15 protein-coding genes, 2 tRNA genes, 1 pseudogene and 1 riboswitch are annotated in these 12,663 nt (G+C 64.4%); of the genes and pseudogenes, 7 read left to right on the top strand and 11 right to left on the bottom strand.

The genetic code is table 11. The features are described from left to right. The coding region (locus tag PQU96_RS04815) for an IS3 family transposase (protein ID WP_272771416.1) at positions 1–91 on the top strand (91 nt) is incomplete at its 5' end. Between the two features lie 68 nt (positions 92–159). On the opposite strand, the pseudogene PQU96_RS15935 reads toward PQU96_RS04815, so the two are convergent. Next, positions 160–276: pseudogene (locus tag PQU96_RS15935) on the bottom strand (type I restriction-modification system subunit M N-terminal domain-containing protein); the annotation flags it as partial. Between the two features lie 215 nt (positions 277–491). Here PQU96_RS15935 and PQU96_RS04820 point away from each other — a divergent pair. Next, positions 492–926: a KilA-N domain-containing protein gene (locus tag PQU96_RS04820; protein WP_272771119.1), complete on the top strand. Its 435-nt coding sequence runs from the start codon at positions 492–494 to the stop codon at positions 924–926. Positions 927–1,067: 141 nt separating this feature from the next. Here PQU96_RS04820 and PQU96_RS04825 read toward each other — a convergent pair. Together PQU96_RS04825 and PQU96_RS04830 are read right to left on the bottom strand one after the other, a co-directional pair. Beyond that, positions 1,068–1,158, bottom strand: a tRNA-Ser gene (locus tag PQU96_RS04825). 48 nt (positions 1,159–1,206) lie between these two features. Beyond that, positions 1,207–1,297: transfer RNA gene (locus tag PQU96_RS04830), tRNA-Ser, on the bottom strand. 145 nt (positions 1,298–1,442) lie between these two features. Between PQU96_RS04830 and PQU96_RS04835 the strand changes: the two genes are divergently transcribed. Together PQU96_RS04835 and lolA are read left to right on the top strand one after the other, a co-directional pair. Beyond that, positions 1,443–3,035, top strand: a complete 1,593-nt coding sequence (locus tag PQU96_RS04835) for an NAD+ synthase (RefSeq protein ID WP_272771120.1) — start codon at positions 1,443–1,445, stop codon at positions 3,033–3,035. A 64-nt stretch (positions 3,036–3,099) separates the two neighbouring features. Further along, positions 3,100–3,702, top strand: coding sequence for an outer membrane lipoprotein periplasmic chaperone LolA (gene lolA / locus PQU96_RS04840; RefSeq protein WP_120811147.1), 603 nt, complete (start codon positions 3,100–3,102; stop codon positions 3,700–3,702). A 74-nt stretch (positions 3,703–3,776) separates the two neighbouring features. Here the strand turns inward: lolA and rraA are convergent, their stop codons facing one another. From rraA to pcnB, 7 genes are all read right to left on the bottom strand, one after another. Then, positions 3,777–4,256, bottom strand: a complete 480-nt coding sequence (rraA, locus tag PQU96_RS04845) for a ribonuclease E activity regulator RraA (protein ID WP_255908459.1) — start codon at positions 4,254–4,256, stop codon at positions 3,777–3,779. 83 nt (positions 4,257–4,339) lie between these two features. After that, positions 4,340–4,720, bottom strand: coding sequence for an aspartate 1-decarboxylase (panD, locus tag PQU96_RS04850; RefSeq protein WP_120811143.1), 381 nt, complete (start codon positions 4,718–4,720; stop codon positions 4,340–4,342). A gap of 37 nt (positions 4,721–4,757) precedes the next feature. After that, positions 4,758–5,591 (bottom strand): pantoate--beta-alanine ligase, encoded by an 834-nt coding sequence (gene panC / locus PQU96_RS04855; protein ID WP_272771121.1) that lies wholly within the window; start codon positions 5,589–5,591, stop codon positions 4,758–4,760. 7 nt (positions 5,592–5,598) lie between these two features. Then, the gene (gene panB, locus PQU96_RS04860; protein WP_272771122.1) at positions 5,599–6,390 is read right to left on the bottom strand and encodes a 3-methyl-2-oxobutanoate hydroxymethyltransferase; all 792 of its coding nucleotides are present in this window, start codon (positions 6,388–6,390) and stop codon (positions 5,599–5,601) included. Positions 6,391–6,503: 113 nt separating this feature from the next. Continuing rightward, positions 6,504–7,142, bottom strand: coding sequence for a deoxynucleoside kinase (locus PQU96_RS04865; RefSeq protein ID WP_272771123.1), 639 nt, complete (start codon positions 7,140–7,142; stop codon positions 6,504–6,506). A 37-nt stretch (positions 7,143–7,179) separates the two neighbouring features. Then, on the bottom strand, positions 7,180–7,665 hold the full coding sequence (gene folK, locus PQU96_RS04870; RefSeq protein WP_272771124.1) for a 2-amino-4-hydroxy-6-hydroxymethyldihydropteridine diphosphokinase: 486 nt from the start codon (positions 7,663–7,665) through the stop codon (positions 7,180–7,182). Next, positions 7,662–9,020: a polynucleotide adenylyltransferase PcnB gene (gene pcnB, locus PQU96_RS04875; protein WP_272771125.1), complete on the bottom strand. Its 1,359-nt coding sequence runs from the start codon at positions 9,018–9,020 to the stop codon at positions 7,662–7,664. Before pcnB ends, folK begins: the two co-directional genes overlap by 4 nt. A gap of 154 nt (positions 9,021–9,174) precedes the next feature. Further along, positions 9,175–9,251: riboswitch (SAM riboswitch) on the top strand. Positions 9,252–9,418: 167 nt separating this feature from the next. Between pcnB and PQU96_RS04880 the strand changes: the two genes are divergently transcribed. From PQU96_RS04880 to murB, 3 genes are all read left to right on the top strand, one after another. Continuing rightward, positions 9,419–9,706 carry a hypothetical protein gene (locus PQU96_RS04880; protein ID WP_272771126.1) on the top strand — a complete coding sequence of 96 codons (288 nt, stop codon included), beginning with the start codon at positions 9,419–9,421 and terminating at the stop codon, positions 9,704–9,706. Positions 9,707–9,779: 73 nt separating this feature from the next. Then, positions 9,780–11,168, top strand: a complete 1,389-nt coding sequence (locus PQU96_RS04885) for an MATE family efflux transporter (RefSeq protein WP_272771127.1) — start codon at positions 9,780–9,782, stop codon at positions 11,166–11,168. Between the two features lie 10 nt (positions 11,169–11,178). After that, positions 11,179–12,195: a UDP-N-acetylmuramate dehydrogenase gene (murB, locus tag PQU96_RS04890; protein ID WP_272771128.1), complete on the top strand. Its 1,017-nt coding sequence runs from the start codon at positions 11,179–11,181 to the stop codon at positions 12,193–12,195. Between the two features lie 76 nt (positions 12,196–12,271). Here murB and PQU96_RS04895 read toward each other — a convergent pair whose 3' ends face one another. After that, entirely contained in the window at positions 12,272–12,652 is a 381-nt protein-coding gene (locus PQU96_RS04895) for an MAPEG family protein (RefSeq protein ID WP_272771129.1), read from the bottom strand. Positions 12,653–12,663: the final 11 nt, after the last annotated feature.

Below are 12,663 nucleotides of genomic sequence, written 5' to 3' on the forward strand. Positions count from 1 at the left end.
CATTCGCTGGTACAACGAAAAGCGAATCAAGCTTTCCCTAGGGGCACGCAGCCCCCTAGAGTATCGGGAAAGTCTTGGTTTGGCAGCATAAACAAGTCCAAGATTTTGTCCGCACCCCCACCTGGTCACTTTTGCACGCTGTTTTACAGCATAACGAAGGAAAATCAGCCCGAGTACTGGATTCGAGAACTCGGAAGGCTTCAGGCCGGTGTTGGCCCAAAGTTGATCTGCGGCAGACCACAGACGGGATTCAATCTGGCTTAGGTTCGATGACATGTTTGCTGTTACTTCTAGCGCAAGGCCGTAAATATTTATATGGGATTCTAATGGTTCTTGGTTATCTCAGGTAGCTATCTGAAAGTTCGATCCACTCCGAGCTGCGTAAGGACGAACCGGCCAGAGTCCGTCAGGACGTACAACGCTACGCCTTCTACTCCATGCCGACCACCGAGCGTGTGAAGTTCAAGCATCTGAGCCGCTAAGGGGGTGTCATGGAGAATCTGATCACCAAGGAATACCAAGGGATGCCGTTCGTCTTCCGTGAGGACGGCTACTTCAACATGACCAAGGCGGCTGAGAAGTTCGGTAAGCGTCTGGACAAGTTCTTCTCTACCGACGAGACCCGTGAATACATCGAGGCTCTGGATTCGATCTCAAATACCACCGAAAGGGGGGAATTGATCCAGACCCGCCGTGGGAACGGTGGCACTTGGGCACACCCCAAGCTGGCTATCCGCTTCGTCCAATGGCTGGACGTTCGCTTTGCCGTCTGGTGCGACTCGATCATCGAAGACATCCTGACCAAGAAAGCAGACCTGACCATCACCAAACCTCAAGAGTCGGCCACCGTTGCCGCGAGTCAAGCAGGGTTTGGTCTGGAAAGTGCCGTCTATGTGGTCGTTTTCCTGTGGGAGTCACCGCGTTAAGCAGCGAAAGGACAGGCAGGAAGAGTCAGAATTGGCAAAAACACCACTGATCATACGTGTGGTAAAAGCGTGTGGTAAATGGAAAAAGCCAGAATTCTGTAACCCATTGATTAGGTTAAGAATTCTGGCTTTTTTGAATGCTGGCGGAGAGGGGGGGATTCGAACCCCCGTTAGGGTATTACCCTAAACACGCTTTCCAGGCGTGCGACTTAAACCACTCATCCACCTCTCCGTGAGGTGTACTGCAACATCACGTCGCGCTGGCGACACAATGAAAATCTGGCGGAGAGGGGGGGATTCGAACCCCCGTTAGGGTATTACCCTAAACACGCTTTCCAGGCGTGCGACTTAAACCACTCATCCACCTCTCCAGATGGCCCGTTTGCCTGCGTTTGATCTCAAGCAATCGAGGAGGCGCATTGTATAAGCGAGTCGGCCGTTACGCAAGTTTTTTATGCGACATGTACGAGACGACGTTAAAATCGGCCGATCGATTCTCTACTGGTGGTTCTCCCGATGCGCATTGCACTTGCCCAGTTCAACCCGGTTGTCGGCGACATTGCCGGCAACACCCGCAAAATCCTCGAGCTGGCCAGAACGGCCATGGCGCAGGGTGCCGACGTGCTGGTCACGCCGGAGCTGGCGCTGACCGGCTACAGCCCGGAAGACCTGCTGCTGCGCGAACACTTCTACCGCGCCATTGCCACCGGCCTCGACGAACTGGAAATGCTGGACGGCATCACGCTGGTGATCGGCCACCCTGCCCGCCTCGGCAACGAGCGCTTCAATGCCGCCACCGTGCTGCGCGACGGCAACCGCTTGGGCCAGTACCACAAGATGCTGCTGCCCAACAACGAAGTGTTCGACGAGTGCCGCTACTTCACCCCCGGCGCCGCGCCGCTGGTGTTCGAGCAGAACGGCGTCAGGGTCGGCATCATCATCTGCGAGGACGGCTGGTCGATTGAGCCCGCGGCCGAAGCCGCCGATGCCGGCGCCGAGGTGATCGTGTCGCTGAACGCGTCGCCGTTCCACCGCAACAAGATCGCCACCCGTCACGAGGTGATGCGCTACCGGGTACAGGAAACCGGCCTGCCGATGGCCTACGTCAACCTCACCGGCGGCCAGGACGAACTGGTGTTCGACGGCGCCTCGTTCGCGCTGAACAAGGCCGGCCAAGTGGTGGCGCAGGCCGCCGCCTACGATGACGAACTGCTGCTGCTCGACGTGGTGGATGGCGACATCGTTGCGGCCAACCTTGCGTCGCTGCCGGATGAACTGGAGAGCGCGTACCGCGCGCTGGTGGTCGGCGTGCGCGACTACATTACCAAGAACGGCTTCCCCGGCGCGCTGCTGGGTCTGTCCGGCGGCATCGACTCCGCGCTGACGCTGGCCATTGCGGTGGATGCGCTGGGCGCCGACAAGGTGCACGCGGTGATGATGCCCTCACGCTACACCGCCGACATCAGCGTCGACGACAGCCGCGACATGGTGCAGCGCGTCGGCGTGAAGTACGACGAGATCGAGATCTGGCCGATGTACGAGAGCTTCATGAACGCGCTGGCGCCGTCGTTCGCCGGCCTGCCGATGGACACCACCGAGGAAAACCTGCAGGCGCGCATCCGCGGCACCCTGCTGATGGCGCTGTCCAACAAGTCCGGCAAGCTGGTGCTGACCACCGGCAACAAGTCGGAGATGACCACCGGCTACTGCACGCTGTACGGCGACATGGCCGGCGGCTTTGCCGTGCTGAAAGACGTGGCCAAGACGCTGGTCTTCGCGCTGTGCCGCTGGCGCAACACCCAGGGCGAGATCATCCCCGAGCGCATCATCACCCGGCCGCCGTCGGCGGAGCTGCGCCCGGACCAGAAAGACCAGGACAGCCTGCCGCCGTACGACGTGCTGGACGCGATCATGGAGCGCTACGTCGAGCACAACCAGTCCGCCGCCGACATCGTCAAGGCCGGCTTTGCCGAGGCCGACGTAGCCAAGGTGGTGCGCCTGCTGAAGATCAACGAGTACAAGCGCCGCCAGGCGCCGGTCGGCCCGCGCATCACCCATCGCGGCTTTGGCAAGGACTGGCGCTACCCGATTACCAACCGCTTCAGTTGAACGCGACCGCGACGCGGCGGTCCTAGCACTGCTGACGACCGTCCGCGCCTGTCAAAGGAATCACATGAAGAAAGCCCTACTCGGCCTGCTGCTGGCCGCCACGCTGCCGGTACACGCCGCCGCGCTGCCCCAGTTCAAGGCCTTTATCGCCGGCACCAGGACCCTGGCCGCCGATTTCACCCAGACGGTGAGCGGCAAGCAGCGCCAGGAAACCGCACACGGCACCATGCAGATCCAGCGCCCCGGCAAGCTGCGCTGGACCTACGCCCAGCCGTTCGAGCAGCTGATCGTCGGTGACGGCAAGACGCTGTGGCTGTACGACAAGGAGCTGGCCCAGGTCACCCGCCGCGACCAGGCCGGTGCGCTGGGCAACTCGCCAGCGGCACTGCTGGCCGGCAGCAATGCCATCGAGCGCGACTACCAGCTGCGCGAAGTCGGCAAGACCGGCAAGGTGGAATGGCTGGCCGCCAGCCCGAAAAAGGCCGACAACACGTTTGAATCGATCAAGATGGGTTTCAGCGCCAACCAGCTGGTGGAAATGGAGCTGGCCGACAGTTTCGGCAATGTCACCCGCATCCAGTTCAAGAACCTGCAGCGCAACGTCAAGGTCAACCCGGCGCAGTTCCGCTTCACCCCGCCCGCCGGCGTCGACGTGGTCGGCGAATAAGTCGCCCATTGCAAGAAAGCCGGGCCCGCGGTCCGGCTTTTTTACGCCTTGCGGCCAACGTTGGCCGCAAGGGCTTACAGCAGCGGCGTCGCCGACAGCAGCAGCCCGTCCTCGTCGACGTACAGCCAGTGGCCGGGTACGAATTCCACCGCACCGAAGGCCAGCACCAGGTCGCGCTGCCCTTCGTTGCGCTTCACGGTTTTCTTCGGGTTGGTATCCAGCGCGCGCACGCCGATGTCGAGCGCGTTGATGGCCACCGAATCGCGGATGCAGCCGTAAATCACCACGCCCTCCCAGCCGTTCTTCACCGCCAGCTCGGCAATCTGGTCGCCCAGCAACGCGCAGCGTTTGGAGCCGCCGCCATCGACCACCAGGATCTTGCCCTGCCCCGGCTCGGCCAGCACTTCGCGCACGCGGGTATTGTCCTCGTACACCTTCAGCGTCACCACCTGGCCGGCAAAGCGGGCGCGGCCGCCGTAGGCGCGGAACATCGGCTCCACCACCGCCACGCGGCCCTCGTTGGCATCGTAGAGGTCGGTTGTCAGGAAACTCATGCTTTCTCCTTTTCTCGTTTGTGTTCAGACAATAAAAAGCCGCCTCTACGGGCGGCTTGGTTCGAACGAGTCACACGGCAGCATCAGGCCGGCTGCACCGGCGTCAGCGACGCCAGCTCGGTCATCTGGTTGCGCTCGTCGACGAACACCAGCTTCGGCGTGTGATTCGCCAGCTCGCTGTCTTCGTAGGCAGCGAACGAGGCGATGATCAGCAGGTCGCCGGGCGCGGCGCGACGCGCGGCGGAACCGTTGACCGAGATCACGCCGGAGCCGCGCTCGGCACGGATGGCGTAGGTGGCGAAACGCTCGCCGTTGGTCACGTTCCAGATCTGCACTTCTTCGTATTCCTTGATGTCGGCCGCTTCCAGCAGGTTTTCATCGATGGCGCAGGAGCCGATGTAGTGCAGTTCGGCGTGGGTGGTGGTGACGCGGTGAAGCTTGGATTTCAGCATGGAGCGCTGCATGGTTCGGTCTTCCTGTTGTTGCTTGCGGCGCGGCGGGTCAGCGCGCCACTTCGATATTGTCAATCAGCCGGGTGCGACCCAGACGGGCCGCCGCCAGCACCACCAGCCGCGCCTCGCCGACATGGGCGATCTCCAGCGTGTCGGCCTGGCGGATCTCGACGTAGTCCACGCGCCAGCCGTGGCCATTCAGCTCGTCGCAGGCGGCCTTCTCCAGCGCCGCGTAATTGCTGTCGCCGGCCTGCAGCGCCGCGCGGATGGCGGACAGCTGGCGGTACAGTCGCGGCGCCTCGGCGCGTTCTTCGGCGCTGAGGTAGCCGTTGCGCGACGACAGCGCCAGGCCGTCATCGGCACGGCCGGTGTCTACCGGCACAATCTCGATCGGCATGTTGAGGTCGTCGACCATGGCACGGATCACGTGTAGTTGCTGGAAGTCCTTCTTGCCGAAGCAGGCGACGTCCGGCTGCACGATGTTGAACAGCTTGGCGACCACAGTGGCCACACCTCGGAAGTGCCCCGGACGGAAGGCGCCGCACAGCTCGTTCTGGATATGCGGCGGCTCGACGTTGAAGTCCTGCTTGATGCGCGGATACAGCTCGCGCTCGTCCGGGAAGAACAGCACCGCAACACCGGCGGCGCGCAGCTTGTCGCCGTCGGCTTCGAAGGTGCGCGGGTAGGCGTCGAAATCCTCGCCCTGGCCGAACTGCAGGCGGTTGACGAAGATGCTGACCACCACCTGTTCCGCGTGCTGATGCGCGGCGGCGACCAGTGCCAGATGGCCTTCGTGCAGGTTGCCCATGGTCGGGACGAAGGCGACACGGCCGGCGGTTTTGCGCCAGGCACGCAGTTCGGCGATGCTACGGATGATTTGCATGCTGACCTCAGAAACAGTGTTCGGGAGCCGGAAAGGAACCATCCTTCACCGCGCTGACGTAGCCGGCCACCGCACCCTGGATGCTTTGTGCCTCGGCCATGAAATTCTTCACGAAACGGGCTTTCTTGCCCGGGTACACGCCCAGCACGTCGTACAGCACCAGCACCTGGCCGGAGACATCGCGGCCGGCGCCGATACCGATGGTCGGCACCCCGCACTCCTGACTGATGCGTGCTGCCAACGTTGCCGGCACGCACTCCATCAGCACCAGCGTGGCGCCGGCTTCGGCCAGCGCGCGGGCATCGGCCAGCACGCGCTCGGCGTCGCTCTCGCTCTTGCCCTGCACCTTGTAACCGCCAAAGGTGTTCACGAACTGCGGCGTCAGGCCGATGTGCGCGCACACCGGCACGCCGCGCTGCACCAGAAAGCGCACGGTGTCCGCCATGAAGGCGCCACCCTCGATCTTGACCATGTGCGCGCCGGCCTGCATCAGGCGCGCGGCATTGGCAAACGCCTGGGCCGGGCTTTCCTGGTAGCTGCCGAACGGCATGTCGGCCAGCACCATGGCGCGCTTGGCGCCGCGTGCCACGCAACGGGTGTGATACTCCATTTCCGGCATGGACACCGGCAGGGTCGAGTCTTCACCCTGCATCACCATGCCCAGCGAATCCCCTACCAGCAGGATGTCGACACCGGCTTCGTCCAGCAGGGTGGCGAAGCTCGCGTCGTAGCAGGTCAGCATGCTGATCTTGTGACCCTCGGCCGCCATGGCCTGCAAAGTATTAACGGTTATTTTCATGTTCTGTATTTCCTCGTTGCGTGCAGCTGCGACCGGGGTGCGGGTGACCACCCGGGTACGCAGGGACGGCCGCGGCGCGGAACTGATGGCTCCGCCTTCCGGCCTGACAGGGTTCAGATACCCTTGTTGAAGTAACTGCGTTGGCCTCGCATCTCGCTGATGCAGCGCAACAATAGCCCGAAATCATCATCACCTTCAACCAAATCAAGATGATCGGTGTTGACGATCAACAGCGGCGCGCCCTCGTAGCCATGGAAAAACGTGCTGTAGGCGGCGTGGACACGCTGGACATAGCCCTCCGGCAATGGCGGCAGCGTCCCGCTGGCCACCGCGCGATCAAGCCGCTGCTGCACCGTTTCCGGCGACGCCTGCAGGTAGATCACCAGGTCCGGCACCGGATGGGAGCGCAACACCGCCGGCGCGATGCGGCGGTACAGCGCCAGCTCGTCGTCTTCCAGCGTCAGCTCGGCAAACAGCGCGTCCTTCTCGAACAGGAAGTCGGACACCAGCGGTGTCGCCAGCAAGTCACCGTTGAGCATGTCATGGGCGGCATCGGCACGCTGCAACAGGAAGGACAGCTGGGTGGCGAGGCCGTGATGCGGAGGGTTGCGGTAGAAACGTTCGAGAAACGGGTTCTGTGCCGCACTCTCCGTCAGCAGGCGCACCGACCAGTGCTCCGCCAGCCGGCGCGCCAGGTCGGCCTTGCCGGAAGCGATGGGGCCTTCCACCACGACATAGCGCAGTTGCGTCATCACATACTCCTTGGAGGGGCAGCCCTGCTGCCGGGGTTCAGTTACTGCGCGGCAGGCGACTGACGCCGCTACCGTCGAGCGCGGCGGCGATGTCGCCGACCCGGCCCTGCGGCAACAGCCGCTCTGGCGCCATTTCCGCCAGCGGCAGCATCACGAAGGCACGCTCGTGCATGCGCGGATGTGGCAGGGTCAAAAACTCGCTGTCACGCGTGACGCCGTCCATCAGCAGCAGGTCAAGGTCCAGCACTCGCGGCGCATTGCGGAAGCTGCGCACGCGGCCGAAGTCCTGCTCCAGCTGCAGCAGCTGCGCCAGCAGCGCGTCGGCATCCAGCGCGGTGTCCACCTCGCACACCGCGTTGATGAAATCGGGTTGATCGGCGTAGCCGACCGGCGCGGTGCGATAGCAGGCGGAACGGCGCACCAGCCGCGTGGACGGCAATGCGGCCAACCTTTGCAGTGCCGCCTCCACCTGTTGCACCGGATTTTCCAGATTGCTGCCCAGCGCAATCACCGCCAGGGTCACGCCGGCTCCCCGCCACCGGCGGCGGCAGACGGCTTGCGACGGCGACGGCGCTTCTTGCGCTCCGGATTGGCCGCTTCACCGCCGCTGTTGCGCACGTCGTCGACCAGCTGCTGGCGCTCGGCGGTATCGCCGTTCTGGAAGTCTTCCCACCACTGCTGCAGCTCGCGCGGCACCTCGCCGGCATCGGCGCGCAGGCAGAAGAAATCATAGGCGGCACGGAAGCGCGGCTGCTCGACGAAGCGGAACGGGCGCTGGCCGGCGCGGCTCTCGAAGCGCGGCTGCAGGAACCAGATCTCGCGCATGGTGGCGGAGAAGCGCTTCGGAATGGCAAAGTCGTTGTCCTGCAAGGTTTCCACCTCCGCCATCGCCTCGACCAGCGCCGCGATGTCGCGCTCACCTTGCTGCAGCCGCTGCTGCCAGCGGTTCCGCACCTGCGCCCACAGCATCGCTGCCAGCATGAAGCCGACCGAAACCGGCTTGTCGGCGCGCACGCGCTCGTCGGTGTTGGCCAGCGCGTTCTTGAGGAAGGTCTCGCCACCCGGCTCGTCCATCACCGCGTCCAGCAGCGGGAAGGTACCCTGCGACAGGCCTTCGTCGCGCAGCATCTTCAGGCAGGCGTAGGCGTGGCCGGAGTGCAGCAGCTTCAGCAGCTCGTCGAACAGGCGCGCCGGCGGCTCGTTGCGCAGCAGCGCAGCGTTGGCCGCAATCGGCTTGCGGGTATGCTCGTCGATGGTGAAGTCCAGCTTGGCGGCCAGACGGACCGCGCGCAGCATGCGCACCGGGTCTTCCTGGTAACGGCGTGCCGGCTGGCCGATCATCACCAGCTTCCGCGCGCGCAAGTCCTTCACGCCGTGGTGATAGTCGATGATGGTTTCGTCGGTCGGGTTATAGAACAGCGCATTGACGGTGAAGTCGCGACGCAGCGCGTCCTCGACCTGGTTGCCGTAGGTGTTGTCCGCCATCACGCGACCGGTTTCGTTCTTGTTGGCGACTTCGCCGCCACGGAAGGTGGTCACCTCGATGGTTTCCGGTCCCATCATCACGTGCACGATGCGGAAGCGGCGGCCGATGATGCGCGAGCGACGGAACAGGTGGTGCACCTGCTCCGGCGTGGCATTGGTGGCCACGTCGAAATCCTTGGGCGTGACGCCGAGCAACAGGTCCCGCACCGCGCCACCAACGACAAAGGCGGAGAAACCGGCATCCTGCAACCGCGAGACCACGCGCAGCGCGGCATGGCTGAGTGCGTCACGGCGCACGCCGTGCTGGGCCAGGGCAAGCACACGCGGCTTGCTCTTGTTGCCGGCCAGGCTGGCAGGCAAGTCGAAGATTCGACTGATGAGTTTACGGATCATCGGGGCTACACAGAAAAAGAAAAAAAGGACACAAAGTCCGCGTTCAGGCGGCGGATTATAGCGCGATTCGCAAAACTGGCTCCAGCGGCCTGCCAATACCGCCGCCGGCCGCGCACACCGCGGCGGCTTGACAAGCGGCGGCGGCATGCCGTAACGTTGCTCTTGCGCCGATTTGATATCAGCTTGCGGGCGCGTTAAAAATGCCAGCTAAAGCGCCAGATCAAACGATCCGCTGCAGCCACTGGCCAGCGGATTTTTTGTTTTCTGCTGCCGCAAAGCCGTACCCCGCGTGAAAACGCATGGCGCCGAGTTAATCGACAACTTGCAGGGCGCCGTTAAACCAACTCTGCTAAAGCGTCGCTCGGGTAGTCCGGGCGACCGACAAGGAAACCGAGACCATGTACGACTGCGAACAAGACCGTTACACCGAGTTTGCCACCTCCCCTGCCCGCACCACCCCATCGCTGCGCGGCGAATTGCGCGCCATCCACCTCGGCGACCACGCCGGCGCCCGCCAGCTGACCACGCTGCTGGCCTGGGCCAGCGAACGCGGCCTTGCCGCCAGCCTGCAACAGGGCAAGCTGCTGCTGCAGGATGTCGATGTCGAGCAGGCGCTGCAGATCAACCGCCTGTTCGGCAACGCGCTGATCATCAGCTGCCACCTGCGCCGTCCGGGCGTCGCCTGAGCCCGCTGCGCGGCACGGGCGCCGCGCACCCGATCCGGCTATAATCGGCGGTTTGCTCCCGAGCTGGATTCACATGCTGTTTAACCTTGACCAGGCCGGCTGGCCGCGCCTCCGCGCAGAAAGCCGCGCGCTGAGCCACCTGGCGCTACCGATGATGGTGGCGCAAATCGCCCAGGTCGCGACCGGATTTGTCGACACGGTGATGGCCGGCCGCGTCAGCACCGACGATCTGGCGGCGGTGTCGCTGGGCGCCAGCATCTTCATTACCGTCTACGTCACGCTGATGGGCGTCGTCAGCGCACTGAACCCGATCCTGTCGCACCAGTTCGGCGCCGGCGAGACCCGCAGCATCGGCGAAACCACGCGCCAGGGGCTGTGGTTCGGGCTGTTGCTCGGCTGCCTCGGCGTGATCCTGATGCTGGCGATCCAGCCGCTGCTGCGCCAGTGGCTGAACCTGCCGGAGGCGGTGGAAGACAAGGTGATGCTGTACATCGACGGCGCCGCTTTCGGCATGCCGGCGGCGACGATGCACCGCGCACTGCACGCCTTCGCCTCCAGCCTCAACCGCCCGCGCCCGATCATGGTGGTGAGCCTGATCGCGCTGCTGCTGAACATCCCGCTCAACTACATGCTGATCCATGGTCTGTACGGCCTGCCGCAACTGGGCGGCGCCGGCTGCGGCTGGGCCACCGGCATGGTGATGTGGTTCAACGCCATCACGCTGTTCGTCTACCTGGCCCGCAACCGGGCACTGGCCGGCTACGGCCTGACGCAGCGATTCAGCTGGCCGCAATGGTCGCGCTTTCCGGCGATGCTGAAGCTGGGGCTGCCGATCGGGCTGTCGTTCTTCGTCGAGGTCAGCCTGTTTTCCTTCATCGCGCTGCTAATCGCGCAGCTGGGCACCCTGGTGGTGGCCAGCCACCAGGCGGTACTGAACTTCTCCAGCCTGATCTACATGATTCCGCAGAGCATCGCCACCGCGCTGACCATCCGCGTCGGCCAGAGCATCGGCCGTGGCGACTACCAGCAGGCACGACTGATCAGCGGCCTCGGCATCGCGCTCAGCATCGCCGCCGCCACGCTGACCATGCTGCTGGTGCTGCTGTTTCGCCACCAGATCATGGCCATGTACAGCCCGGACCCGGCGGTGGTGGCGCTGGGCAGCACGCTGATGCTGTTCGCCGCCTTCTACCAGCTAACCGACGCGATGCAGACGGTGGCCTCCGGTGCGCTGCGCGGCTACAAGATCACCACCCTGCCGATGGTGATCCACATCGTGTCGTTCTGGGGCCTCGGCCTTGGGCTTGGCATGGTACTGGGCCTGACCGACTGGCTGGTGCCGCGCATGGGCGTACACGGCTTCTGGACGGCGCTGGTAGTCAGCCTCAGCGTGGCTGGACTGGCACTGGTCAGCTACCTTTCCCATACCAGCAGGCAGCGCCTGCATCGTCAAACCTTGTGAGGCCCGCTTCGTGACCATCACCTTCCAGCAGCACGTTTCGCTGCAAGCGTTCAATACCTTCGGCATTGCCGCCAGCGCACACCGCTACACCCAACTCCAGCAGCTGGACCAGCTGCCGGCCCTGCTGGCCGAACTGGACGGCCCGGTGCTGTGGCTGGGCGGCGGCAGCAACCTCCTGCTGCGCGACGACTACCCCGGCACCGTAGTGCGCATCCTGCTCAAGGGCATCCGCCTGCTGGCCGACGACGGCGACAGCGTGATCGTCGAGGCCGCCGCCGGCGAAAACTGGCACGACTTCGTCTGTCACACCCTGCAGCAGGGCTGGTGCGGGCTGGAAAACCTCAGCCTGATCCCCGGCACCGTCGGCGCCAGCCCGATCCAAAACATCGGCGCCTACGGCGTGGAAGTGAAGGACTGCATCACGGAAGTGGTGTGCGCCGACCTGCAGCACGGCGGCGCGGCGGTGACGCTGGCCAATGCCGACTGCCGCTTCGCCTACCGCGACAGCGTGTTCAAGCAGCACGCCGGCCGCTATCTGGTGACCGCAGTGCGCTTTCGCCTGTCGCGCCATGCGCACAGCAAGACCGGCTACGGCGACATCGCGCAGCAACTGCAGGCGATGGGCATCAGCGGCACGCCGACGGCGCAGGAAGTCAGCCGCGCGGTGATCGCCATCCGCCAGAGCAAGCTGCCGGACCCGGCGCAGCTGGGTAATGCCGGCAGCTTCTTCAAGAATCCGATCGTCGACAGCGAGCAGGCCGCGGCGCTGCTGGCGCGCTTCCCGGCGCTGCCGCACTACCCGGCCGGCGAGGGCAAGGTGAAGCTGGCGGCCGGCTGGCTGATCGACCAGGCCGGACTGAAGGGCTACCGCGACGGCGACGCCGGCGTACACGCCAAGCAGGCGCTGGTACTGGTCAACTACGGCCACGCCAGCGGCCGGCAAATCGCCGCCTTGGCGGCCAAGGTGCAGGCCACGGTGCTGGCCCGCTACGGCGTGGCGCTGGAAGCCGAACCGATCATGCTGTAACTGGCAACAGGCCATCGCCAAAGCAATGCGGCCAACCTTGGACAAGGTTGGCCGCATTGCTTTCCAGCCACCGGCTTCACAGCAAATGCGCGGCCGCCAGGAACAGGTACACCACCGCGCCAAAGCCCGCCGTCCAGCACAGCGAGCGCAGCGTGGCCCAGTCGGCGACGTAGCACACGCCGTAGCCGAGGCGCGCCACGATGAACACCGCGGCCGCCGCATCCAGCTGCTGCGGCGTCACCATCATCAGGTAGGCGACGATGACGGCGGCGGCAAACGGCGCGAACGCCTCCCAGGAATTCTGCTGCGCCCACTGCGCACGCTGGCGCCAGCCATGCAGGCCGGCGAGATACAGCCGCGGCTGGTGATTGTCGAAACCCGGCCCGCTTTTGGCCAGCACCGCCCACAACAACGGCATCGTCGCGGCCAGCAGGATGGCCCAGAACGCAAACTGCATCACACTCCCCT

The organism is Vogesella margarita, from assembly GCF_028548475.1.
Lineage (GTDB): Bacteria > Pseudomonadota > Gammaproteobacteria > Burkholderiales > Chromobacteriaceae > Vogesella > Vogesella margarita.